The 25325-nt window shown below is 50.9% G+C and carries 19 protein-coding genes; 12 read left to right on the forward strand and 7 right to left on the reverse strand.

Features of this window, described 5'->3' with window-relative positions:
• Positions 1-133: 133 nt before the first annotated feature.
• The 4 genes from alaS to pncC form a co-directional block, all read right to left on the reverse strand.
• Positions 134-2761, reverse strand: coding sequence for an alanine--tRNA ligase (gene alaS, locus Dpoa569_RS15275; RefSeq protein ID WP_146411514.1), 2628 nt, complete (start codon positions 2759-2761; stop codon positions 134-136).
• A 137-nt stretch (positions 2762-2898) separates the two neighbouring features.
• On the reverse strand, positions 2899-3387 hold the full coding sequence (recX, locus tag Dpoa569_RS15280) for a recombination regulator RecX (RefSeq protein WP_042872297.1): 489 nt from the start codon (positions 3385-3387) through the stop codon (positions 2899-2901).
• A gap of 42 nt (positions 3388-3429) precedes the next feature.
• Entirely contained in the window at positions 3430-4506 is a 1077-nt protein-coding gene (recA, locus tag Dpoa569_RS15285) for a recombinase RecA (protein ID WP_042872298.1), read from the reverse strand.
• A gap of 110 nt (positions 4507-4616) precedes the next feature.
• On the reverse strand, positions 4617-5105 hold the full coding sequence (gene pncC, locus Dpoa569_RS15290) for a nicotinamide-nucleotide amidase (RefSeq protein WP_042872300.1): 489 nt from the start codon (positions 5103-5105) through the stop codon (positions 4617-4619).
• 490 nt (positions 5106-5595) lie between these two features.
• On the opposite strand from pncC, the gene Dpoa569_RS15295 reads away from it, so the two are divergent.
• Both Dpoa569_RS15295 and Dpoa569_RS15300 read left to right on the forward strand, forming a co-directional pair.
• Positions 5596-6657, forward strand: a complete 1062-nt coding sequence (locus Dpoa569_RS15295; protein WP_146411516.1) for an IS4 family transposase — start codon at positions 5596-5598, stop codon at positions 6655-6657.
• A 1420-nt stretch (positions 6658-8077) separates the two neighbouring features.
• Entirely contained in the window at positions 8078-8587 is a 510-nt protein-coding gene (locus Dpoa569_RS15300) for an SRPBCC family protein (protein ID WP_050569396.1), read from the forward strand.
• Between the two features lie 58 nt (positions 8588-8645).
• Here the strand turns inward: Dpoa569_RS15300 and cybB are convergent, their stop codons facing one another.
• Positions 8646-9179, reverse strand: coding sequence for a cytochrome b561 (gene cybB, locus Dpoa569_RS15305; protein WP_042868902.1), 534 nt, complete (start codon positions 9177-9179; stop codon positions 8646-8648).
• Between the two features lie 482 nt (positions 9180-9661).
• The gene (locus Dpoa569_RS15310; protein WP_042868900.1) at positions 9662-10315 is read right to left on the reverse strand and encodes a hypothetical protein; all 654 of its coding nucleotides are present in this window, start codon (positions 10313-10315) and stop codon (positions 9662-9664) included.
• Positions 10316-10644: 329 nt separating this feature from the next.
• Here Dpoa569_RS15310 and Dpoa569_RS15315 point away from each other — a divergent pair, with 329 nt between their 5' ends.
• The 4 genes from Dpoa569_RS15315 to Dpoa569_RS15330 all read left to right on the forward strand — a co-directional run bounded on the left by Dpoa569_RS15315 (position 10645) and on the right by Dpoa569_RS15330 (position 14922).
• On the forward strand, positions 10645-11418 hold the full coding sequence (locus Dpoa569_RS15315) for a (S)-acetoin forming diacetyl reductase (RefSeq protein ID WP_042868898.1): 774 nt from the start codon (positions 10645-10647) through the stop codon (positions 11416-11418).
• Between the two features lie 366 nt (positions 11419-11784).
• A complete protein-coding gene (locus tag Dpoa569_RS15320; RefSeq protein WP_042868896.1) occupies positions 11785-12279 on the forward strand; it encodes a MarR family winged helix-turn-helix transcriptional regulator in 495 nt (164 codons plus the stop codon).
• Positions 12280-12720: 441 nt separating this feature from the next.
• Positions 12721-14268 (forward strand): catalase KatB, encoded by a 1548-nt coding sequence (katB, locus tag Dpoa569_RS15325; protein ID WP_146411519.1) that lies wholly within the window; start codon positions 12721-12723, stop codon positions 14266-14268.
• A gap of 60 nt (positions 14269-14328) precedes the next feature.
• A complete protein-coding gene (locus Dpoa569_RS15330; protein WP_042868892.1) occupies positions 14329-14922 on the forward strand; it encodes an ankyrin repeat domain-containing protein in 594 nt (197 codons plus the stop codon).
• An 87-nt stretch (positions 14923-15009) separates the two neighbouring features.
• Here the strand turns inward: Dpoa569_RS15330 and mgtS are convergent, their stop codons facing one another.
• The gene (mgtS, locus tag Dpoa569_RS15335; RefSeq protein ID WP_146411522.1) at positions 15010-15105 is read right to left on the reverse strand and encodes a protein MgtS; all 96 of its coding nucleotides are present in this window, start codon (positions 15103-15105) and stop codon (positions 15010-15012) included.
• Between the two features lie 759 nt (positions 15106-15864).
• Between mgtS and Dpoa569_RS15340 the strand changes: the two genes are divergently transcribed.
• From Dpoa569_RS15340 to Dpoa569_RS15365, 6 genes are all read left to right on the forward strand, one after another.
• Positions 15865-17964, forward strand: a complete 2100-nt coding sequence (locus tag Dpoa569_RS15340) for a multicopper oxidase family protein (RefSeq protein ID WP_042868890.1) — start codon at positions 15865-15867, stop codon at positions 17962-17964.
• Between the two features lie 613 nt (positions 17965-18577).
• Entirely contained in the window at positions 18578-19534 is a 957-nt protein-coding gene (gene ytfQ, locus Dpoa569_RS15345) for a galactofuranose ABC transporter, galactofuranose-binding protein YtfQ (RefSeq protein WP_042868888.1), read from the forward strand.
• A 66-nt stretch (positions 19535-19600) separates the two neighbouring features.
• Positions 19601-21103, forward strand: coding sequence for a galactofuranose ABC transporter, ATP-binding protein YtfR (ytfR, locus tag Dpoa569_RS15350; protein ID WP_042868886.1), 1503 nt, complete (start codon positions 19601-19603; stop codon positions 21101-21103).
• 13 nt (positions 21104-21116) lie between these two features.
• Positions 21117-22154, forward strand: a complete 1038-nt coding sequence (gene ytfT, locus Dpoa569_RS15355) for a galactofuranose ABC transporter, ATP-binding protein YtfT (RefSeq protein ID WP_042868884.1) — start codon at positions 21117-21119, stop codon at positions 22152-22154.
• Positions 22141-23133, forward strand: a complete 993-nt coding sequence (gene yjfF, locus Dpoa569_RS15360; protein ID WP_042868882.1) for a galactofuranose ABC transporter, permease protein YjfF — start codon at positions 22141-22143, stop codon at positions 23131-23133. Before ytfT ends, yjfF begins: the two co-directional genes overlap by 14 nt.
• Before the next feature lie 389 nt (positions 23134-23522).
• A complete protein-coding gene (locus Dpoa569_RS15365; protein WP_042868880.1) occupies positions 23523-24944 on the forward strand; it encodes a phosphatidylserine decarboxylase family protein in 1422 nt (473 codons plus the stop codon).
• Positions 24945-25325: the final 381 nt, after the last annotated feature.

Consider the following 25325-nt stretch of genomic DNA (forward strand, 5'->3'; position numbering starts at 1 on the left):
TCACAGTTCATCTCTGGAACCCCACAGATGGACTATTAATCAGTCTTGTTTATGGGCATCCTTACCGTAAGCAAAAAACGCCAAAACCACTCATAGGCATGGCGTTTTTGCCGAGATAACACGTATTTAGTATTTATATCTTATCAACCACCCAGGCTTCAACGCTGGTCAACGCCGACGGCAATGCATCAACATCGCTACCGCCGGCTTGCGCCATATCTGCACGACCACCGCCTTTTCCGCCAACCTGGTTTGCCACAAAACCAATCAACTCACCCGCTTTTACACGGTCGGTCAATTCTTTGGTCACACCGGCTATCAGGCTGACTTTGCCATCCGCCACTGTCGACAATACGATCACCGCAGAACCCAGTTGATTCTTCAGATCATCGACCATCGTTCGCAGCAGCTTGGGTTCAACATTGTTCAGTTGCGTTACCAGCAACTTCACGCCATTGATATCTTTTGCTTTGCTGGATAGTGAAGAACTCTCCTGCGCAGCCTGCTGTTCCTTCAACTGCTGCAACTCTTTTTCCAACCCACGAGTGCGTTCTAACAAAGAGCGTACTTTGTCGGCCAGATTGTTGCTATCGCCCTTCACCAGTTGTGTTACTTCATGCAACAAATCATTCTGATGGTGCAGGTTAGCAATCGCATTCTCGCCAGTAACAGCTTCAATACGACGAATACCCGCAGCCGTACCAGATTCAGACACAATCCGGAACAAACCGATATCACCAGTACGACGAGCGTGCGTACCACCACATAACTCAATGGAGAAATCGCCCATCGACAGTACGCGAACCTGATCGTCGTACTTCTCGCCAAACAGCGCCATCGCGCCTTTCGCTCTGGCTGCATCCAGCGCCATTACGTCGGTTTCTATCGACAGATTGCAACGAATCTGGGTATTAACGATATCTTCCACCTGACGAATCTGTTCCGGTTTCATCGCTTCAGGATGAGAGAAGTCAAAACGCAGGTAGTTATCATTAACCAGCGACCCTTTCTGTGCCACGTGCTCACCCAAAACCTGGCGCAGAGCCGCATGTAGCAAGTGAGTCGCCGAATGATTCAGACGAATACGGTCGCGGCGAGCGTGATCGACTACCGCATCGACATTATCGTTTACTCGCAGGGTACCCTGAGCCAGAGAGCCGACATGCCCAATAGCCTGACCATATTTCTGTGCATCGGCAACCGAGAAACGGGCAGCAGTTGACACCAATACACCCTGGTCGCCAACCTGACCACCGGACTCACCATAGAATGGCGTTTCACTCAGAATCACAACCGCATCGTCACCCGCCTGAATTTCCTGCACGGATTCGCCATGACGATAAATAGCCACGACCTTAGATTGCTGTTCGGTACGCTCATAGCCACAGAACGTCGTAGACTCATCGACACGGATCAGGCTGTTATAATCCGCGCCAAAGCCACTGGCATCGCGCGCCCGCTGGCGTTGAGCTTCCATTGCGCGCTCAAAACCCGCTTCATCGACTTTCAGATTACGTTCACGGCAGACATCCGCAGTCAAATCGACCGGGAAACCATAGGTGTCATAGAGACGGAATGCCGCTTCACCGCTCAGCGTATCGCCCTTGAGCTGCTTAATTTCTTCATCCAGCAACAACAAACCACGTTCCAGCGTTCGCGCAAATTGCTCTTCTTCATTCTTAAGCGCCTGCTCCACCAGGCTCTGCTGGCGTTTCAGTTCTTCGGCTGCCGATCCCATCACCTCAATCAGCGTACCCACCAGCTTATAGAAGAAAGTTTCTTTTGCACCGAGCATATTACCGTGACGAATTGCGCGACGAATAATGCGACGCAGCACATAACCGCGGTTTTCATTCGACGGCATCACGCCATCAGCAATCAGAAACGCACAGGAGCGGATATGATCGGCGATAACGCGCAACGACTTATTATTGAGATCATCAGTTCCTACCACACGGGCCGCTTTAGCGATCAGGGTGTTGAACAGATCGATTTCGTAATTGGAATTCACATGTTGAAGAACAGCGGAAATACGCTCCAGACCCATGCCGGTATCAACCGATGGTTTCGGCAGCGGCAACATTGTGCCATCAGCCTGTCGGTTGAATTGCATAAAGACCAGGTTCCAGATCTCAATGTAACGATCACCGTCTTCTTCCAAGCTTCCCGGCGGTCCACCCCAAATGTGATCACCATGATCGTAGAAAATTTCAGAACACGGACCACAAGGGCCGGTATCGCCCATTTGCCAGAAGTTATCTGACGCGTAAGGCGCACCTTTATTGTCGCCGATACGGATAATACGCTCACGCGGCACCCCCACCTCATTAGCCCAAATGTCATAGGCCTCATCATCGGTGGCGTAAACCGTAACCCACAGTTTTTCCTTGGGCAAACCAAACCACTGGGAGCTGGTCAACAGTTCCCAGGCATGAAGAATGGCGTCGCGTTTAAAATAATCACCGAAGCTGAAGTTACCCAGCATTTCGAAGAAAGTGTGATGACGCGCCGTGTAACCCACATTTTCCAGATCGTTATGTTTACCGCCAGCACGGACACAACGCTGGGACGTCGTGGCTCGCGTATAGTTGCGTTTGTCCAGTCCCAAAAACACATCCTTGAACTGGTTCATCCCGGCATTGGTAAACAACAGTGTGGGATCATTGTTTGGCACCAGTGAACTGCTGGCGACAACCTGATGACCTTTACTATGGAAAAAGTCGAGAAACGCTTGACGGATCTCAGCGGTGCTCTTGCTCATAATTGTCCTGAAATCAAGCTAAAAGAACAGTCGCGGGCAAGGTGGATGCAACATACTGACGTGACCGAGCCAAACGCGAACAAAAAAGTGGGAATAAGATAAATTTTCTTAGGTGGGAAGTAAAATCCCGTATGCGTTCAATCGGAAAAATTCATATATACCGACTGAATTTCATCGTGGGAAAAACCGCGATAAAGCAAATAACGCTGAACTTTGGCACGCTCCTGCCAGGTGATTGGCAATGGTGAGCCGAATTTGCGGTTCGCCACTGTTCGCGCTTGCGAATACCAATCGATATTGCAGGACTGCAACGCCATACGTTGGATTGATTTATCAATTCCCCGCTGACTGAGTTCGGCACAGATACGCTGCGTACCATACCCTTTACGACAGCGGCCATGAATATAACGCTGGGCGTAGCGCTCATCATCCAGCCAGCCTTGTTGCCGACAACTGGCTACCACCTGCTCGATTTGCTTATTCAATTCAGATAATGCATAGCATTCATCTGCGTTATCGCATTCGAGGTTTGTCTGCAAATACGCCGCAATGTTGCGGCGTAATTCTATCTCGCTGTGATCTCGCACAGCCAGCACATTCATCGCATAGCGGAGTATGTTAGACATGCCTGTCATCCAAAGAATGTGCTGTGCGCGCCACACCGACTATTAAAAGTCGTCGTTAAGTTCGCCAGCCGCTTCCTCATCATACTCAGCACTTTCGCCACTAACATTCGGCACGGCGTCATTATCCTTGTGCAGCAATAATTCACGTAACTTCTTATCGAGTTCAGTAGAAATGGCCGGATTATCCTTCAGGAAATTGCAGGCATTAGCCTTACCCTGACCAATTTTATCGCCGTTGTAACTGTACCAAGCACCGGCTTTTTCAATCAGCTTGTACTTCACACCCAGATCAACCAACTCACCAAAGGTATTAATCCCTTCGCCATAAAGAATCTGGAATTCGGCCTGTTTGAACGGGGCAGCAACCTTGTTCTTCACAACTTTGACTCTGGTTTCGCTGCCAACGACCTCTTCGCCTTCCTTTATCGAACCGATGCGGCGGATATCCAGACGAACAGAAGCGTAGAATTTCAGCGCATTCCCACCGGTCGTGGTTTCCGGGTTACCGAACATCACACCAATCTTCATACGGATCTGGTTGATAAAGATCAGCAGCGTATTGGATTGTTTCAGGTTACCAGCCAGTTTACGCATAGCCTGACTCATCATGCGCGCTGCCAGCCCCATGTGTGAATCGCCGATTTCCCCTTCGATCTCAGCTTTCGGTGTCAGCGCAGCTACGGAGTCAACAATGATCACATCCACGGCACCAGAACGCGCCAGCGCATCACAAATCTCCAGTGCCTGTTCACCCGTGTCTGGCTGAGAACACAGCAAATTGTCGATATCTACTCCTAACTTCTTGGCGTAGATCGGGTCTAGCGCGTGCTCGGCATCAATGAACGCACAGGTTTTCCCCTCACGCTGTGCCGCAGCAATCACTTGCAACGTCAGCGTGGTTTTACCAGAGGATTCTGGGCCATAGATTTCAACAATACGCCCCATTGGCAAACCACCAACACCCAGAGCGATATCGAGCGACAAGGAACCCGTGGAGATCGTTTCAACATCCATTGAGCGATCTTCGCCCAAACGCATGATAGAACCTTTGCCGAATTGTTTTTCGATCTGCCCCAACGCCGCCGCCAGTGCCTTTTGCTTGTTCTCATCAATAGCCATTTCTACTCCTGTCGCGCAGCCTGATGCTGCCTCTACGCTGTTGCTTATTCATGACTCACAGAAACCAATAGGCTCATTATACTGTATACGTATACAGCATCAAGCCTATTTTATAAAAATCTATCTAACAGCGTCTGCAAGGCAAAAGCTACCGCCTGCAGCCGAACATCATGGCGATCACCGTCAAACTGCACTCGCTGAGTCAGACTGTTGCCATCTTTATCGTTAAAGCCGAACCATACGGTTCCTACGGGCTTGTCCGGCGTTCCACCGTCGGGACCGGCAATACCACTGACTGATACGGCAACATTTGCGCCGGAACGGCTCAGTGCTCCCGCCGCCATTTCACTCACCACTTCACAGCTCACCGCGCCAAACTGTTCCAGGGTATTTACCTGCACGCCAAGCAGCGCCTGTTTAGCCTGATTGCTGTAAGTCACAAAACCATAGTCAAACCATCCTGAACTGCCGGCCACATCAGTGATAGTCTTCGCCAACCATCCACCGGTACAAGATTCAGCACAGGTCATTTTCGCCTGACGCGCCTTAAGGCGCTCTCCCACCCGCACGCTTAGTCGCAACACTTCTGCTTCTGTCATCACGATGTCCCGTTTTCTTTAATTGCGGCAATTGCGGCTCAATATAATCGGCGCATTCCTCCTCAGGGTAGCATTTTTCCTGTTGCTCTCTTATTGATTAACAGGAATGCGAAGCAGCACGCAACATGACACTCAATGTTGTCGTATTATTGTCACCATGCCTGTATATGCTTGATACACAATAATAACGGCGATAGCGTTTTTACGACATGCATGCCCCGCCTCGGGGCTTTTTTATTGGTGCTATAACCCGTCATATTTCAAGTTGCAGGACAACACGCTCGCGTGTTGAACAACGCAACGCACTGGTCCTTTAGGACAAGGCCCATTAGAAACTTGTCACGCGGCAAGTGAGTGACAACGCTGCCGGAAGCAAAGTTGAACAAGGCTGGCAATGACCCCACAAGGCTGAGGGATCCCCAGAAAACAAGACAGGCATAGAGTTTTATGATCTACTGATTTTCGCCAAAAAATTCAATGAGATCACCCTATGCCTGTCCGTAAAGTATGCCAGACTTTTTTCCGTAACGCTTTAGCTTCAACGCATCAATATCGACAACATGCGCTTATTGATTCTACCGCCGCGTTGATAAGCGGTGCGACGCTTTCACTCACCTGCATCGGGCGTTATTTACCCGGCCCTGCTCGCGTGAAAGATAAAATAAAACGGGTTGACCGCCTTTTGGGAAACACTGCGCTTCATAACGATATCCCGAAAATATTTAATCAGATTACATCCATGATGACCAAAAACATGCCGTGGTGTGTTATTGCCGTCGACTGGAGTGGCTATCCCTCTCAGGTTTTTCATGTCCTGCGTGCAAGTCTTGTCTGTGATGGTCGCGCTATCCCCTTGATGAGTCAGGCAGTTCCGTCAGAAAAGCAAAACAATATTTTGATACAGAAGGCCTTTCTTGACGCGCTTGCCAGCGCCATAGCCCCACAAATGAAAGTCACCCTCATCACCGACGCGGGCTTCCACAATGAATGGTTTCGGCATATCAAAGCACTGGGATGGGACTTTATTGGCCGAATCCGGGGAAACGTAAAATTTTGCCTTCATCATGGCCCGGAACACTGGCTGAACGTGAAAGACTGTGCCGGGACAGCGCGGGCGGAATATCTGGGAACAGGTACGCTGGCGCGTTCAAAAAAAGCGCAATGCGATGGACATTTTTACCTTCACAAGAAAGCGTCAAAAGGGAGAAAAAGCAAACGTGCCAGAGGGAAACCGGGCTATCCGACCGTGGAAAAAGAGCAACGTGCGTCAGCCAAAGAGCCGTGGCTGATATTTACCAACACAGATGAATTTAAGCCCCGTGAAATCATGAAGCTCTACAGCAGGAGAATGCAGATTGAACAAAACTTTCGTGATGAAAAGAGTGAGAGATTTGGTTTTGGCTTACGCGCCTGTGGAAGCAAAACGGTATCGTTTTTGACACTGACGGAAAATGTACTGCGGCATTCACCACGAATAATCGGGCGGGTGAAACTGGAGAGTATTTTAGCCCAACTCACCAGCACCTACCGAAGCATGATGCTGGTTTATTAGCGGTGATTTTGTGGGGATCCCTCAGCCCACAAGGGCGATGCACAGGGATGGGCCGAGTAATACCTGCAATTTGAAGTACGACATGTCATAGAGCATTTAAAAAACATATTGAGCCATCCCTGCCTCTGACCATTTTTTTGAAACAAAAATCAATACCATTACCTTTTAAATGAATTTTTATTTCCCCACATGATTGTACCCTGATAAATTATTTTTATTTCACAATAAGCAGAATCGGTAATATATATAAAAAAAACCCACCAACCGGTGGGCAAAGCTATTGAGTTTTTCAACAGCAAAAGATTAGTAGTACTGGCACGACAGTTATCCATCCACTGCGTATTTATAAATTTACCAGCCATTCCTTAAAATAACCTTAGTTTTTCCTTCATCTAATGAAAATTGATAAAAACAAAAAAAACGAAGTAACGCTATGTATTTAAAAAGCAAAAAAAAAGCCCACCATAATGGTGGGCAAAATGACACTATTCTCTGGCATGAAGCATCCTGAAGACACAGGTCGGCGGTTTTCCTCCGCCTGTAAACAATTCTATGATATGAATATTAAGCCAACATTAGGAGCAATAAAAATATATCTCCTAACGCAGGACAACACGCTCGCGTGTTGAACAACGCAATGCGCTGGTCCATTAGGACAAGGCAGCTGACACCTCTCACTTCCCCACTCACTTGAAATAAGCAGGGAATTTCGGCCTTGCCATCTGTTTGCCACTGGCATCACTCTTAGTATATGCACTGTAATGCAATCATTCGCTTATAGAAAACAGTACACATAAAAAGAAAAGCCCACCTAACGGTGGGCAAATATCATATTATTATAAAAAAAAACCCCGGTGTTTTGCGCAACAAAGTGATTACTTAAAAACAAAATTACACCATAGAGATTAAATAAACCTTAAAAAAATCGGGCATTTTATTTTTATGTGACAATAAAAACATAAAGATCACAAACTCAAAAAATGGCTAATAATACTCATCGTCATTATCATCAGAAAACAAAAAGCCCATCAGTGGATGGGCTAAAAAATAATGAACATCGAAAGTACTCTAGTAACATGGCACAGCAGTCAATTAACTCTAATTAAAAGGATAACAGAAACTCAGCAGTCTGCCCGAAAATCAGTCACTATTCTCCGTTTTTGTGAGTGCACGCATTCTCTCCAGCCTCATGCAGGCAACAGCACCATGCATCTTAATGCAGTGCCGCCAATTTTTATTTCCTGCGGGTTTGCAGGTTTCCCCAGGCATCACGTACACTCGCCAGAAGAGATAACTGTACGTCAATACCACAAACTGATTGGGTCGGACTTTAATCACTCTACCGATATTACGTACGATAATAGCGGTATATCAGCTGTTTAAGGTGCTGTTTAAGATGACATAAAAGGGAGAAGACAACATGCCATCAACATTTTTACGCGGGCTTGGCATGACGGATAGCCACGCTGATGAACTCAGCAGTTCACTGATCATTCATCAGCCAGCTGAAGTGCTATTTGATTTATGGCGCAAACCCGAAACGCTACCGGTGTTGATGAACCATGTCGCCCATATCGACATCATCAATCGTACAGATTCTCTGTGGCGAATGAAAGCGCCCTTCGGCCAGTATATCGAATGGCGGGCGCGTATAATCGATGAACAACCCGGTCAGTTCATCCACTGGCGCTCACTACCAGGCGCCAGAATTCCCAATGAAGGTCGCCTCTCATTTCGTCCCGCTCCAAACGGCAAAGGCACCGCTGTGACTCTCAGCATTCGTTTCGATCCACCTGGTGGTTTTCTGGGACGAACCATCAGCCAGATGTTTCAACTGCTGCCCAAAGAAATGCTGCATAAGACGTTGTTACGTTTCAAACAAATAGCGGAACACCCTGATCCCATGCACTCTCCTGACCAAGAGTCATAAAAAAACGGGCGGCGGGTAAAGCCCCGCCGCCCGTCATTCATAATGACGCCAATGACGATTATTTCTTGCCTGGCATCATTCGCAGCAACGTATTATCACGCACCACATAGTGATGATACAGCGCAGCCACCGCATGGAGTCCTACCAGAAAATACCCCGCGTTGGCGATCAGTTCATGGATGCTCAGCAATGTGTGTCTGATATCGTCATTCGGTTCTGCAGCAATCGGCATCGCAATACCGAATACCGACCAGTCTGCGCCGCGGTAGTACATCCCCAGCACACCCAGCACCGGCAACGCCAGGAATATCAGATAAAGAAAACCATGCACCGCATGAGAGATAATCACTATCAACCGATCAGGCTGTGGCGAGATCGGCGGAGTAGGATAACGAAAGCGCTGCACCATCCGCAGGACCATCAGCACCCACACGGATACACCGCAACTGTAATGAATAGTCGACATCAGTAATCTTGCATTACTCCCTCTGGGAGCAAAGCCACGCAGCTCCATCGCTGCGTAAGTAGCCACCACCAGCACGAGTGCCAACCAGTGCAAGACTATCTGGGATGAATGATACCTGGTCTTCATGGAATTCCCTCTCTGTATAAGCATACAAACACAACTAGTGTGATCTATAACCGATACAGACTACCTTCGCTCTATTAAGCCAACATTAGTTTTTGGCAGACTACCGCAAGATTTATTTGCGGACATAAAAATCCTACGGACAAAAAAATCCCGCCTTACTCGAAGGCGGGAAAACAACATACTCTCTGACAGGGATGAATAACACAACATCAACAAGGGTTGATACAAACATTACCAGCTTCAGTGTATAGAACTGTCATTGGTCGGTAAGGTTGATTGATAGGATGTAAGTCGAATTTGGCGGGGACAATATTGCCGAACAGGCAATGCCACACTGGGAAAATGAGAAAAGTGCGAGGGGACGAGAAAAAAGTAGGTAAATAGTATTGGACCGAGCGTCCCCCGCTCACGCAATAGCAGCAAAGAGTATGACTATTGGGACACCCTCACCATCATTTACCTCGACAAATCACACATAGCCATTACTCCTCCGGCGGATAACGGTAATCCCACCGGAAAAAACCGTGATCCTGGAACGAACCAGACAGTAACGACTGTTTTCGCGTTTTGACATAGTTTGGCGGCGGACAGGTTACATTGCACATCCAGTATCCTGGAAACCACCCTTCCATACCAGGCAATCGTGCCATTCGTGTATCGAACGGATTAAGTTCCGGCAACGAGTAGTAAACAAATTCGCCAATAGAGTGTTCAATCCACTCCTCAGCGCTGCCCAATTCCGACAAGGGATTGGGGTGCAACGGCGAACGGGCCAGATCAACAAACTCCTTGACGTGATTCATTGACCAACCGCAAAACTCCAGCGAACGCGGCCTTTCCGCCATTTCGTACAATCTATCTACCGAAAGTGACGGCAACGGATCAGGCTGCTCTGGAAAAAATTCATTGTGTTTTTGCAGACATAACAACAGATAGGACGCCACCAGCGCCCCTAGCTGATGGATAACCAGCGCCGGATGCTCGCCAGCGCCGCCGCCGATAATCAAATTGTCTGGCGTACATGAAAAATCATCCGCTTCCCAGGGAGAATCAGTCACCTCTTCGAGCGGATGATAGATTGGCAATCCGTTCAGGAAGCCAACCAGTTCGTGTTTGATGGTATCGATATAACTCATAGTTACCAGCTTTTAAACATTCATCAAGGCAAGTATCGGCGGGACATGACCCGAATGATGGTCTTCGCAGGGTACACTGTGTTTATCGCCTTCTCCAGACCAATCTTTACAGCGCGCAAAACAACTCGCCTCACCACCGCTTTAGCATCAGAATAAAAAATCAAAAAATAAATACATCACAGTTATAAAAATCAAACTTAATTTATAAATGAAAAACTTAATCTATTTGACTGATAGTTATCGATATTTACTATAAGTTTTCATTCCTGTTGCCACACGTTAGCCTGCCGGTAGTAACGGTTCTTTCATTAACAACACAGGAAAAGACCATGAAACAAAAAGTCGCATTGGTCACTGGCGCAGGCCAGGGAATTGGTCGAGCCATCGCTCTTCGTCTGGCAAAAGACGGCTTTGCCTTAGCTGTCGTAGATTACAACGGTGATACGGCAGGCCAGGTGGTACAGGAAATCAGACACCACGGCGGTAACGCCATCGCATTCACCGCTGATGTCTCAGACCGTGACCAGGTATTTAATGCAGTACGTAGCGCGCACAAGCAACTGGGCGGTTTTCATGTGATCGTGAATAATGCGGGTATCGCCCCTACTACGCTGATTGAAGAGATTACCCCCGACATTGTTGATAAGGTTTACAATATTAATGTGAAAGGCGTCATTTGGGGGATACAGGCTGCGGTGGAAGCCTTCAAAGCCCAGGGACAAGGGGGCAAAATCATCAATGCGGCATCACAGGCAGGCCATGTCGGCAATCCGGAACTGGCGGTTTACAGCTCCAGTAAATTCGCCGTACGCGGCCTGACACAAACTGCCGCGCGAGATTTAGCGCCGCTCGGTATTACCGTCAACGCCTATTGCCCCGGCATCGTCAAAACACCGATGTGGGAAGAGATTGACCGCCAGATTTCCGAGGCGGCAGGCAAACCGCTCGGCTATGGTACGGCGGAGTTCGCCAAACGCATCACCTTGGGCCGCCTGTCCGAACCGGAAGATGTTGCCGCCTGCGTTTCCTACCTTGCCAGCCCAGATTCAGATTACATGACCGGTCAAGCCCTGCTGATCGACGGCGGCATGGTATTCAACTGATTGATAAAATTTGATTAATAGCGTTTCAGGGCATCAATAATTCCGCGTTGCCCTCCTGATCCTACGGCGCCCCCATAGCACATTACTCACGCTATGAGGGGCTGTCTTCTGACTAAATCTTATTCCGATCCATAGAAGAAAATTTGAACAGACTTGTGCTATGGTAGCAATCCACTTGATACAAACCATGGTCAAAAAACACCGCCTTATGCCGGCAAGGTCGCACCGTGTCCCCTGGACTTCCAGACCGCCCTGTAGATGAAAAGTGACGCAGGCATCGAGTGGGCGGGGAGATCAGTGCTGGCTGTCGGTTGCCGTCATACGGTTTCTATCAAACAGTCACCGTCGAACAAAGGAGTCAAGGTGATGCAAGATGATGAAATCAATGCTGACGATCTATGGGAACGCCCCGGTTTCCTCATTCGTCGCTTAAATCAGATCCACCATACGATATTCTTTGAAGCACTCAAAGGTGAGCTTACTCCGCTGCAATACGGTCTTCTGGCGGTAGTCAACGCCAGAGGCGGGCAGGACCAGACCACGCTCGGCGCTGAGCTGGGAACCGACCGCACCACGCTGACCAGCACCATTGAGCAACTGGAACTCAAGGGGTATGTCCGGCGCGCAACTCACTATTCCGACCGCCGCCGCAAAATGGTCGAAATTACGCTCAAGGGAAGAAAAATTCTGAATAAAACCTCTGCCGACATGCATCGGGCACAGATAAAATTACTGGCACCGCTGCCACTCGCCTCAAGAAAAACCTTTATTCAGATGATGAGAACACTGGTTGAAGGCAACAACCACTACGGTAGTGTACCTATCAAGCGCTTTACATCGCAGGTAGCATCACTGGACTGAATATCGTACCGGAAAGCCTGTTTTTCCAAAGCATCGCGGTCTTTCCGGTACGCCTCGCCAACCGCTCCATTCTTTTCCCGTATTGTCCGTGGTGCCCATCACTCTTTTACCTATTCCCTATGAAAGACATTCCTATTAATTCGATAGAAATAACTGCCATTATCCATTATGTAAAAAACGGTAAAGTGTTTACAGTTGCTGTAGGCATTTAAGACTCTCCAGTAACAGCGACGGTTAACCATACCGCCGACCAGACGGAACACCATATCCCGTCATGACGACAGGTAAAGACCGGTAAACCGCATTCACCAACAGAGCACCCGTATTATCGACGTCTCTGATGGAGAATCTTCTCTGCTTATAGCTTCGAGCAGTGCAATGGAACCACAGCAATAACCAAACCTATTGTTGTTAAAAATCATACGGAAAATGAGGAAAGTTATGAGCAATCACACCGCCACATATCGTGTTCCCAGCTGGAAAAAATCGCTGGTGATCGTATCGTCGCTGTTGACGGCCTATCCTGTGCTGGCAGATACCCTGACCCGCGACAACGGCGCACCGGTAGGCGACAACCAGAACTCGCAAACCGCCGGCCCGAACGGTCCGGTTGTGCTACAGGATGTGCAGTTGCTGCAAAAACTGCAACGTTTTGATCGTGAACGTATTCCTGAGCGTGTAGTCCATGCCCGCGGTACCGGCGCACACGGCACATTTACCGCTACAGCAGATATTTCGGACTTGACCATCGCCGAGGTGTTCAAAAAAGGCAGCGCAACCCCGGTATTCGTACGTTTCTCCAGTGTGGTACATGGCAATCACTCCCCGGAGACCCTGCGCGACCCGCGCGGCTTCGCCACCAAGTTCTACACCACCCAAGGCAATTGGGATCTGGTAGGCAACAACTTCCCCACCTTTTTCATTCGTGATGCCATCAAATTTCCGGACATGGTGCACGCGTTCAAGCCAGATCCTCGTACCAATCAGGATAATGACGGACGCCGGTTTGATTTCTTCTCACACGTTCCGGAATCTATCCGTACCCTGACTTTGCTTTACTCCAACGAAGGCACACCGGCCAGCTATCGCAATATGGACGGCAACAGCGTCCATGCCTACAAGCTGGTCAATGCCAAAGGGGAAGTGCATTACGTCAAATTCCACTGGAAGACGCTGCAAGGCGTGAAAAACCTCGATCCCAAACAGGTAGAGGACGTTCAGGGCAAAGATTACAGCCATCTGACTAACGATCTGGTCGCGGCCATCAACCGCGGCGACTACCCGAAATGGGATCTCTACATTCAGGTACTGACACCGGGCGACCTGGCTAAGTTTGATTTCGACCCGCTGGACGCCACCAAAATCTGGCCGGGTGTACCCGAACGTAAAATCGGCCAGATGGTGCTGAACAAGAACCCGGACAACTTCTTCCAGGAAACCGAGCAGGTCGCCATGGCCCCCTCGAATCTGGTCCCTGGCATCGAACCGTCTGAAGATCGTCTGCTGCAAGGCCGCCTGTTCGCCTATGCCGATACCCAGATGTACCGGCTCGGCGCGAACGGCCTGAGCTTACCGATCAATGCTCCGCTGAAAAAAGCCAACAACATCAATCAGGATGGCAGCCTGAACAGTGGCCATACGCAAGACAACGGAGTGAACTACCAACCAAGCCGCCTGTATCCACGCGAAGAGCTGGTTTCCGCCCGCTACAGCCAGACACCGCTCAGCGGCACCACCCAGCAGCGTAAGATCCAAAAAGAGCAGAACTTCAAACAGACCGGCGAACTGTATCGTTCTTACAGCAAGAAAGATCAGGATGATCTGGTGCAAAGCCTGGGTTCTGCTCTGGCGATGGCCGATACCGAAAGCAAAACCATCATGCTTTCCTATTTCTACAAGGCTGACGCGACCTACGGCACTCGTCTGACCGCCGTCGCCAAAGGCGACCTGAGCAAAGTGCAGTCACTAGCCAGCAAACTGGCTGACTAACTGAACGTCGCCGCCTGAGCACATTGTTCAGGCGGCACCAACGACCAGGGAATCGTCATCATGAAACCACTTCGTCTCATTTTTTGCCTGTTGGCGTTAGCCCAGGCAACGGCCCAGGCACAACAGCCTGTTGCCCCGGTAACGTCATCGCCCTCTATTGTCGCTAACGTCGCGCCTTCGACGACAGATGAACGGCAGATTCAAAACCAGCTCAATCAGTATTTATGGGATGCCGCCCGCAATGGCAACGACGCCGTGCTTCAGGAATTCGTCAGCGCCGGTTATAACCTAAATGCCCGTGATGACAAGGGCTTTACTGCGGTCATTCTGGCGGCTTATCACGGCCATTACGACACGGTATCACTGCTTCTCAACCACGGCGCTGACCCTTGCCTGCAGGATAGTCGCGGTAATACCGCGCTGATGGGAGCAGTGTTCAAAGGCGAGCTGAAAATTGCTCACTTGTTGCTGAATGCAAAATGTAGCCCGGATACCCGCAATAATGCCGGACAAACCGCCGCGATGTACGCATCACTGTTTCAGCGCACAGAAATTCTTAAAGCGTTGCAGGAAAAAGGCGCGGATATGAATGCTACCGATGCGATGGGCAACAGCGTGCAAGCGTTAGGGAAAGGGGAAGTGAAAGGGCAATAACCGAAGCCTATCAGCTAAAGCAACACGCCCCGCATGAATCAATAACCTTCAGGCGGGGCGTATATTATCAGACTGGGTTAGCATTATTCAGTCATTCCATTTAGGACTCAGAAAGGCGGCCAGAAATCCCGGTACAACGATAACGGCCAGTATCGCTAAATAAACGGTAACTTGTTCGAGCATAACAACCTCCTACATCAACATGTAAAACGACCTCATAGTTCAACTACACATTCACTGACTACTCATTCACTACTACACCATGATTTTATCGGTAGAATGTTAAGCAAACATTAATGTCTCTTTGATGAATAAGAAATCGGATCAGGACGAAAATGGAAAAACTCGACGGTTTGATGACCTTTCTCACGCTTCCGTCAGCCTATTTTGCCATTAAACCTCACCGTGACCTTAGACCTGACGTTGCACAGGCCACCCAAAGGTTTACCACTCCTAATTACTCTACGAAACTAATATCAAATAAAATAATACACACCAATATGTATTTATACCGTAATATCGATTATTGATAATAATAAAAACGTATAGTTATTGTCAGGAAACCAATAAACAAAAAACAAAATGTAATAAATTTTGACAATCAACACCTGACAACATTTACTTAAAAAAGTAAGAAAAAAATGAACCATAAAAAACAGTTCTACCCTAAATAATTCGAGTTGCAGGCAGGCGGCAAAGCTCTGGGATGAGCCGAGTAATAAAGCCAACGCACCTGCAACGTGAAGTATGACGGGTATATAAGCCTTCGCATCACGTCAATAACACGTTTTCAATCCAGGTAATCAATAACAACGCGTGGATAACTACGCCTGTTTAACACGTCATTCCGGTAGTTGGCACCTGAAACATGACAGGAATAACGCGTTTTCATTACACACGAGTGACATCAGCTGTGCATCGTTATTACATGGAGAAAACAGGGTGAAAAAACGATTATTACTTAACTCAGTGGTGATGCTGTTGGGTATTTATTTACCCGCAACGCAGGCGGCAGAAACCACCAACGAACCACCAGCCAACGCGTTTATGAATCCGCCGGTACTGACGGAGTCGTCGGTAAAACCCGTGGGAACGCTGTATCTGAAAAAACCGGACGCCTCAGCGCCGCATTCCGGTCGGGAACGCGTGCTTGATCTGAAAATACAATATACCGAAGGGGTCATCCGCAACCCGACTCAGGGCCACGCCGATAAAGTACGGCTGCGCAGTTACAGCGGTACCGGCATCGATCCGTACCATCCGTTCGTTGCTCCAACGATTGAAGCCACACCCGGCGATACCGTCAGAATCCGGTTGAACAACCAGCTACCGCCAGATCCTGACTGCTCGGCCCAACATACCACGCCTAATACGCCGCATTGCTTTAACAGCACCAATCTGCACAGCCACGGTTTATGGGTCAGTCCGTCGGGCAATAGCGACAACGTGTTGCTTACCATTAATCCGGGAGTGACATTCGAATACGAATACAATATTCCAGCCGATCATCCAGCGGGAACCTTCTGGTATCACCCGCACAATCATGGATCTACGGCGTTGCAAGTAGGTAGCGGCATGGCTGGCGCACTGATCATTCGCGGTGATCGCCAGCCGACCACCACCACTAATGGTGATATCGATACACTGCTGACTACCACAGACGGCAAACCTCTGCCGGAACGGTTACTGGTGTTTGAACAGATTCCGTATGCCTGCTTTAAGGATGGCAAGCTGAAAACCAGGCCAGATCCTGAAAACCCAGGTAAAACCATTATCGACTGGTCTTGTGCCCCCGGAGAGATTGGCGAAGTCAATTCCTACGATCAATTCGCCCCCGGCGTTTGGGAGCAATCCGGTCGTTTTACCACGGTGAATGGCCGGGTACGCCCACTATTTAGCCATGTGGAAGCCGGTAAAGTAGAGCGCTGGCGTCTGATACACGCTGGGGTGCGCGAAACCATCAAGGTAGAATTCCGCAAACTCAATAGCAGCGACTTTTTCTCCAGGGAAAAAACTCTGGGAGCTGCCGATCAGGACCGTTTCGTACGCGATCTTTGTACTGGCGCGCCAGTCCCTTACGCGGTTATCGCGGCTGACGGTTTGACTATGTCACAGGCGCAACCCCAAACCGACATCACCATGCAACCGGGGTATCGTAACGACTTGCTGCTCAACTTCCCGGAGGAAGGGATCTACTGCATTGTTAATCCGCCGGTTTCTGCTGCGGATAATGTATCTCGCTCAGAAAAGCAGCGCTCAGTACTCGGTTTTGTACGGGTCAAAGGTGGACATGCCGTCACCGACCCCATTGCGGCAACAACCGCTTATCTGGCCGAGCGTGCCGGGAAAACCTATCATCCCACCGCGCTGGCCGACAGCATCCGCCACGACCTGAACAACGGTTTCAGGCTGACAAAATTCACTCCTCATCCACCCATTACCGATAAAGAAGTAGCGGGTTCCCCCGTTCAGCAATTGGTCTTCTACATCAAGCTGCCCGCAAAAGACGCCAGTGCCCCGCCCCTTTTCGAAGTCGGCAATGCCTTCAATGTCGAGAAACTCAGCGATGGCACGTTCAATCCACAGGGAGCCAAACCCTATTCCCCGCATCAGATTGATCGCTCGCTGGTGTTAGGCAGCGCACAGGAATGGCAACTACGTTCCTACTTCGTCAGTCACCCGTTTCATATCCACGTCAATCCCTTCGAAATCATCAAAATCATTGACCCGAAAGGTAATGACGTCAGTTTACCGGGAGCCAAAGAAGCGGATGGTTCCGTTTCCCAATACGCCGGGCTAAAAGGAGTATGGAAAGATACGATTTGGGTTAAAAGCAACGTGCCGCCAACGGAACAGCTCTCATCGCAGACACCGCCGCTGGATAAAATCTATACCCTTTATATCCGTACCCGTTATGAACGCTATATTGGGGAATTCGTACTGCATTGCCATATCCTTGACCATGAAGATCAGGGCATGATGCAGAATGTCATGATTGGGTTGCCTGACGGCAACGGTGGTCTGGCTCAGGGACACCATTAGCCACTCACCACTCACAAAGCGGCTGGTCGAGCCAGCCGCTTTTAACTACTCACATCGCACCTCCTGTATTAGACATAAACCTTCAAACCGTTTTAACCATGAATAAAATCATTGCGCTACTCCGGTGGTTATAAATAACGAGTCTCCCTCACATTTCGCATAATTTATATTCCGCAGGCCACTGATGTCCTCGCTGAAAAACACGCCAAATATCCATATCATTCCTATACACCTGGAATAAAAAGCGCGCTATGAATCAATACACCACTACTCACCCTATTTCATCAGACGTAATAAATACCACTAGTTAAAAAACATGACGCCGATAACAGAATACAGCACGCCTATGCCTGACACCGAAAAAATGACTTAAAACAATATTTGCGTGGGGTCACAGATTCCCTGCTGATGGCCATTTTATCCATAAGATCAGCGAATACGCCCTGACCCTCTTCCCATGACAAAAACTACTGTTTTGTTATGAACGTTGAGTGGAGGAAAAATAATGCCGCCTGTCGTATCCCGATACAGGCGACAATGTTGAATACCCAATAATACCGCTGTCCCCAAGAACGAAAACCGATAGCCAATGATTACCAGAGAGGACACTTTTATGTGGAAACGCGTCATTTTAGCTTCAGCTGTATGTGCGTCACTGTCATCAGTCGCGCTGGCAGCGCCATTGACAGTGGGATTTTCTCAAGTCGGATCGGAATCAGGCTGGCGCGCGGCTGAAACGACCGTGGCCAAAGAGCAGGCAAAAGCGCGCGGTATTAACCTGAAAATTGCCGATGCCCAGCAAAAACAGGAGAACCAGATCAAAGCAGTACGCTCCTTTATCGCACAAGGGGTGGACGCTATTTTCATTGCTCCCGTGGTAGCAACCGGCTGGGAACCCGTGCTGAAAGAAGCCAAAGAAGCCAGGATACCAGTAATTCTGCTAGACCGCGGTATTGACGTCAAAGACGACTCGCTTTATCTCACTACCGTACGCGCCGACAATATCAAAGAAGGGGCATTAATTGGCGAATGGCTGATTAAAACCGAAAACGGCAAAACCTGTAATGTCGTTCAATTAGAAGGCACCGTCGGCGCCAGCGTCGCCATTGACCGTAAAAAAGGGTTTGAAGACGCTATCGCTAAAACACCGAATATTAAAATTATCCGTTCCCAGTCTGGCGACTTTACCCGTAGCGGCGGCAAACAGGTAATGGAAAGTTTTATCAAGTCAGAGAATAACGGCAAAAATATCTGCATGGTTTTCGCCCATAACGACGATATGGTGATCGGCGCCATTCAGGCTATTAAGGAAGCGGGGTTAAAACCGGGAAAAGATATTCTGACCGGATCGATTGACGGTGTGCCGGATATTTTCCGTGCCATGCTGGCAAACGAGGCTAATGTCTCGGTTGAACTGACGCCAAATATGGCCGGGCCGGCATTTGATGCGCTGGAAAAATATAAAAAGGATGGCACATTGCCAGCCAAACTGATTCTGACGCCGTCCACCCTATTTAAACCAGACAGCGCACAGGCTGAGCTCGATAAGAAAAAGAACATGGGATATTGATAGCTCACCACCGCCATGGCCACTACCGCCATGGCGGACATCGCCTGTTTTGTGAGGGAGAATCGCATGAACGGTTTCGACAACCAGGAAATCTTGCGTACGGAAGGGCTGAGCAAAATTTTTCCTGGGGTGAAAGCACTGGACAAGGTCGATTTCAGCCTGCGGCGCGGGGAAATCATGGCATTGCTGGGGGAAAATGGCGCGGGCAAATCTACGCTTATCAAAACGCTCACCGGCGTATACCAACGCGATGCGGGCACTATCTATCTCGAAGGTCAGCCCATTTCACCGAAAAATACCGCTCACGCCCAGCAACTGGGCATCGGCACGGTATATCAGGAAGTTAACCTGCTGCCCAATCTGTCAGTGGCGGATAACCTGTTTATTGGCCGCGAACCCAGACGCTTCGGATTACTGCAACGCACCGAGATGGAAAAGCGCGCAGAAGCGCTGATGTCCTCCTATGGCTTCGAACTGGATGTCCGCGAACCGCTGAACCGCTTTTCCGTGGCGATGCAGCAAATCGTCGCCATCTGCCGCGCCATTGACCTGTCCGCCAGGGTGTTAATCCTCGACGAACCTACCGCCAGTCTTGACACTCAGGAAGTAGAGATGCTGTTCACCCTGATGCGTCAACTGCGCGATCAGGGCGTCAGTCTGATCTTCGTCACGCATTTTCTCGACCAGGTTTATCAGGTGACCGACCGCATTACCGTGCTGCGCAACGGCGCATTCGTCGGCACCCACGACACGGCATCGCTGCCGCAGATAGAACTGGTAAAAATGATGCTGGGCCGCGAACTGGAGCAGAACGCGCTGCAACGCGCCGGACGCACGTTGCTGAGCGACAAGCCGGTAGTGGAATTCAAAGGCTACGGCAAAAAAGGGGTGATTGAACCATTCGAACTGGCGGTACGGCCTGGTGAAATCGTCGGTCTTGCCGGGTTGCTGGGTTCCGGGCGCACAGAAACCGCCGAAGTGATCTTCGGCATCAAACCAGCTGATCGCGGTGAAGCGGTGATCAAAGGCAAATCGCAGACGTTGCGCTCGCCGCATCAGGCCTCCTGCCTTGGCATCGGTTTTTGCCCGGAAGATCGCAAAACCGACGGCATTATCGCTGCCGCGTCGGTACGGGAGAATATCATTCTGGCGCTGCAAGCCCAGCGCGGCTGGCTACGCCCCATACCCCGCAAGGAGCAGCTAGCCATTGCCGAGCGATTCATTCGCCAGCTTGGCATCCGCACCCCAAGCGCCGATCAACCCATCGAATTGCTGTCCGGCGGTAACCAACAGAAAGTGCTGTTGTCCCGCTGGCTGCTGACCAAGCCGCAATTCCTGATCCTGGATGAACCGACCCGCGGCATCGACGTCGGCGCTCATGCCGAGATCATCCGGTTGATCGAAAGTCTGTGCGCCAATGGGCTGGCGCTGCTGGTGATCTCGTCCGAACTGGAAGAACTGGTGGGGTACGCCGACCGGGTACTGATTATGCGTGACCGGCAGCAGGTGGCGGAAATCCCGCTCGACCAGCTATCCGTTTCCGCCATCATGAATGCCATCGCGGCATAAGGAGGGCATAGTGATGCCTCGATCACTGAGCAAGCCGGGTTCTGATAAACACCCGTTTCGCTGGCCGTCATTACGGTTTTCACAGGGTATGCCGCAGATAGCCGCGCTGGCGCTGGTACTGCTGGTAGACAGCCTGGTCGCCAGCCACTTTTTCCAGATTGTCGTGCAGGATGGCCGCTTGTTCGGTAGCCCCATCGATATCCTTAACCGTGCCGCACCGGTGGCGTTGCTGGCGATCGGCATGACGCTGGTGATCGCCACCGGCGGCATTGACCTGTCGGTCGGGGCGATTATGGCGATTTCCGGGGCGGTTGCAGCATCGCTCACCGTACAAGGCTACAGCCTGTCGGTAGTGCTGCTGGCGGCGCTCGGCGTCGGCATGTTGGCCGGGTTGTGGAACGGTATTCTGGTTGCTGTCCTGAAGATTCAGCCATTCGTCGCTACCTTGATCCTGATGGTAGCCGGGCGCGGTATCGCCCAGTTGATTACCGCCGGGCAGATAGTCACCTTCAACTCGCCGCCGCTGGCATGGCTTGGCAGCGGCGCGCTATTCTACTTCCCAACGCCGGTCATCATTGCGCTGGTCACACTGCTGTTGTTCTGGTTGCTGGTGCGGCGCACCGCGCTGGGGCTGTTCATCGAATCAGTGGGGATCAACATCCGGGCGGCGAAAAACGCCGGGGTCAGTACCCGCGCCATGGTGACCATGACGTATATACTGAGCGGGCTGTGTGCCGCCATCGCCGGGGTGATCGTCACCGCCGATATTCGGGGTGCTGATGCCAACAACGCCGGTCTGTGGCTGGAGATGGACGCCATTCTCGCCGTGGTGATCGGTGGCGGTTCGCTGATGGGTGGTCGCTTCAACATGGTACTTTCCGTGTTAGGCGCGCTGATTATTCAGGGCATGAACACCGGTATTCTGCTGTCAGGTTTTCCACCGGAGCTCAATCAGGTGGTGAAAGCCGTCGTGGTATTGTGCGTACTGGTCGTCCAGTCGCCACGTTTTGTGACCTTGCTGAAAGGAGCTGGCCGCCATGATAAAGCGTAACTTGCCGCTGATGATCACACTGGCGGTATTCGTGCTTGGGTACCTGTACTGCCTGACGCAATTTCCAGGTTTCGCCTCCACGCGTGTCATCTGCAACATTCTTACCGATAATGCCTTTCTGGGTATTGTCGCCGTCGGCATGACCTTTGTGATCCTCTCCGGCGGTATCGACCTGTCCGTCGGGTCGGTGATCGCGTTTACCGGCGTGTTCCTCGCCAAAGCCATCGGCATGTGGGGACTGTCGCCGCTGGTGGCGTTCCCGTTGATCCTGCTGATGGGGTGCGCCTTTGGCGCATTCATGGGCCTGCTCATCGATGCGTTAAAAATCCCGGCGTTTATTATCACGCTGGCGGGAATGTTCTTTCTGCGCGGCGCCAGCTATCTGGTATCGAAAGAATCCCTGCCGATTAACCACCCGATCTACGAGACGCTCTCCAGTCTGGCATGGACTATCCCCGGCGGCGGTCGGCTCAGCGCCATGGGGCTGTTGATGCTGATGGTGGTCGCCGTCGGCATCGTGCTGGCGCGCCATACCCGCTTCGGCAATCAGGTTTACGCCATCGGCGGCAACAGCACCTCCGCCAACCTGATGGGTATTTCCACCCGCAGCACCACCATTCGCATTTACATGCTGTCCACCGGGCTGGCGACCCTCGCCGGGATCGTATTCTCCATTTATACCTCGGCAGGTTATGCGCTGGCGGGTGTTGGGGTCGAGCTGGACGCCATCGCCTCGGTGGTGATCGGCGGCACGCTGCTGAGCGGCGGCGTCGGCACCGTACTCGGCACGCTGTTCGGCGTGGCGATTCAGGGGTTGATTCAGACCTACATCAACTTTGACGGCACGCTCAGTTCCTGGTGGACCAAGATTGCCATCGGCATATTGCTGTTTGTATTCATTGCCCTGCAACGCGGCCTGACCGCACTGTGGGAAAACCGCCAGAACGCGCCGGTAAAACGTGTCGTCCCGCACGGATAACGGCAGAACCGATCACCCTCCCCCATACGCAGGTGTGAAAAACGTAGGTGTGAGATGCCCCACAAGGCCTCACCCTACGTTTGTACTCGTCTGACGCACCTACGCGCCTTTAGCCCAACGTCGCACACCTGCGGCAAACTTGCTATTGGCCGGAATACGCCTATGTTTGAATACAGGAACAGCGCATATTGTCATCGGGCAACGACCCGCATAGCGCTTTTCGACCTTGCCACCCTTCGCTTTCCTTTCTTCACACCACCAGGTTGTACGTTGTTCGAACATAACGATATGAGGTTACCGTCAGCACGGTACTTAGCCTGTGCAACGTTTTTTTCGGGTGGCGATACTTCACTGTTCGACATTGACACGTTCTATCGAGAGGAAATGTTATGACGCATACCAAAAGCCGCACAACAAGTACACCTGAAGCAGAACAGTCGCCACATTACGAAAGCAGCGGACACAGCCTGCTTACCCTGGATAACGCCGGGCCGATCCAGATGGGATTTTGGGTACCCAACCGGGTATGGGCTACCGCAAAATTCCTGATACCACTGCGCGAGCATATCGCCAACAAGAAACATACCAATACCCTGACGCCAATGCAGCCGGTGCTCCAGAACTTTAAAAACTGGGTGACCAACCACAGCGTCTACCGCATGTGGCTCAATAGCATGATCGAACAATCCAACGCCTATGTTGCTTCTCTGCCCGAATCCACCCGCAAGCAGATCAGCGACGATGGCGATGCGACCTGGATAGACAGCTACGACAGCTTCTTCGAGATCCTCAACGAAATCATCACCACCTCACCGTCGTTCAACACCACCGTACAAGTCGGGACTCCGATGAATGCGTTTCTGGCGGTGGCAATGGGGACAGAAGCAGGCGTGGCACTGTTCCACGACGCTACGTTCAATCAGCAGTTCCGCCAGATGTTGGACGCCTGGAACACCTTCCTGAAAAGCAGCGCCTCACTCGACAAACTCGATATCGAGCAACCGGAAAAACCCGGCTCCTGGATCTCCAAAGCCGCATATCAGGCCGGCGTCTGGCACCAGATGCAGCACGATCCCAACCGACCGGGCTACGGTTTCGCCAGCTGGAACGATTTCTTTATCCGTCAGTTCGTACCCGGCGCGCGCCCATTCCAGGGCGATCCAAACACCCAGATAGATATCGGCTGCGAAACCACACCGTGGCGATATGCTGACCAGTTGCAGTTGGAGAGCCGATTCTGGGTCAAAGACATCCCCTATTCACTGCTCGATCTGTTCGGTGGACAGCGGCAATGGGCCAAACTGTTCGAAGGAGGGCAGCTTTATCAAGGGTTCCTCTCCGCCACCCACTATCATCGCTGGAACTCGCCGCTAGACGGTTTTCTGGTGCGTTCCTGGGTTGAACCGGGTACTTATTTTGCTCAGCGTCCTGGGCAGGGCGAAAATCAGGGCACCTGGGAAGGCACTGAGTCACAACCGTACCTCGGCCATGTGGCCGCACGCGCGGTGTTTATCTTCCGGCACAAGACCTGTGGTTATGTGGCGCTAATCTGCATCGGCATGGTGGAAGTTTCCAGCTGTGTGATCGAACCCAGCACCTTTATCGTTGAAGAAAGCGCCGAGCCGGTTAGCATCACGCGCGGCGTCGAAATCGGTCACTTCGAGTTCGGCGGCTCGACCCACATGATGATCTTCCAGAAAGATCGAGTAGCGTTGGAAAAATGGGCCATCGACGCCGTCAGTCACCGCAACGATAAAAACCCCATCCCGCTTGGCAGCGTGATCGCCACTGCGCGGGATAGCAAAGGCTAATCAGCACCCACATCGGGTTTCGGCTGCGGCCTGGGCCACAGCCGAAACCCGCATCATCGTCCGATGATTTCTTTTCTGTTAATCGATGGTTCTTTTTTCGTGATCTCTTTCAACCTTTACGCCGACTTGCCGAATTTTGTTATTCGCTTTGACCTGCCGTTGCCACAATGACCACAAGTCAACACAGGAAACACCGGGCCGCCCCATCAGAACAGGCGCGGCATTAAAATGGAAGGGTTCTCTCAGGGATGAGAATCCTCCGGGCGCGGCACAATCCTTCTGGCTTCCCTGGTTGGAATGGCGCCCTCTGCGCGTACCAAGCCGAACGCAGCCGGACTTGAATAATACGCCGAATCCGCATCCGTACTTTTTCCGTACTTT

The sequence above is a fragment of the Dickeya poaceiphila genome (assembly GCF_007858975.2).
Lineage (GTDB): Bacteria > Pseudomonadota > Gammaproteobacteria > Enterobacterales > Enterobacteriaceae > Dickeya > Dickeya poaceiphila.

Bases quoted from the DNA above. Each gene is read 5' to 3' on its own strand.
- recA (WP_042872298.1), bottom strand. From the start codon at position 4,506: ATGGCTATTGATGAGAACAAGCAAAAGGCACTGGCGGCGGCGTTGGGG.
- Dpoa569_RS15295 (WP_146411516.1), top strand. From the start codon at position 5,596: ATGCCTGTCCGTAAAGTATGCCAGACTTTTTTCCGTAACGCTTTAGCT.
- ytfQ (WP_042868888.1), top strand. From the start codon at position 18,578: ATGTGGAAACGCGTCATTTTAGCTTCAGCTGTATGTGCGTCACTGTCA.
- katB (WP_146411519.1), top strand. From the start codon at position 12,721: ATGAGCAATCACACCGCCACATATCGTGTTCCCAGCTGGAAAAAATCG.
- ytfT (WP_042868884.1), top strand. From the start codon at position 21,117: ATGCCTCGATCACTGAGCAAGCCGGGTTCTGATAAACACCCGTTTCGC.
- yjfF (WP_042868882.1), top strand. From the start codon at position 22,141: ATGATAAAGCGTAACTTGCCGCTGATGATCACACTGGCGGTATTCGTG.
- ytfR (WP_042868886.1), top strand. From the start codon at position 19,601: ATGAACGGTTTCGACAACCAGGAAATCTTGCGTACGGAAGGGCTGAGC.
- alaS (WP_146411514.1), bottom strand. From the start codon at position 2,761: ATGAGCAAGAGCACCGCTGAGATCCGTCAAGCGTTTCTCGACTTTTTC.
- Dpoa569_RS15315 (WP_042868898.1), top strand. From the start codon at position 10,645: ATGAAACAAAAAGTCGCATTGGTCACTGGCGCAGGCCAGGGAATTGGT.
- mgtS (WP_146411522.1), bottom strand. From the start codon at position 15,105: ATGCTCGAACAAGTTACCGTTTATTTAGCGATACTGGCCGTTATCGTT.
- pncC (WP_042872300.1), bottom strand. From the start codon at position 5,105: ATGACAGAAGCAGAAGTGTTGCGACTAAGCGTGCGGGTGGGAGAGCGC.
- Dpoa569_RS15310 (WP_042868900.1), bottom strand. From the start codon at position 10,315: ATGAGTTATATCGATACCATCAAACACGAACTGGTTGGCTTCCTGAAC.
- Dpoa569_RS15330 (WP_042868892.1), top strand. From the start codon at position 14,329: ATGAAACCACTTCGTCTCATTTTTTGCCTGTTGGCGTTAGCCCAGGCA.
- Dpoa569_RS15320 (WP_042868896.1), top strand. From the start codon at position 11,785: ATGCAAGATGATGAAATCAATGCTGACGATCTATGGGAACGCCCCGGT.
- Dpoa569_RS15300 (WP_050569396.1), top strand. From the start codon at position 8,078: ATGCCATCAACATTTTTACGCGGGCTTGGCATGACGGATAGCCACGCT.
- cybB (WP_042868902.1), bottom strand. From the start codon at position 9,179: ATGAAGACCAGGTATCATTCATCCCAGATAGTCTTGCACTGGTTGGCA.
- Dpoa569_RS15365 (WP_042868880.1), top strand. From the start codon at position 23,523: ATGACGCATACCAAAAGCCGCACAACAAGTACACCTGAAGCAGAACAG.
- recX (WP_042872297.1), bottom strand. From the start codon at position 3,387: ATGTCTAACATACTCCGCTATGCGATGAATGTGCTGGCTGTGCGAGAT.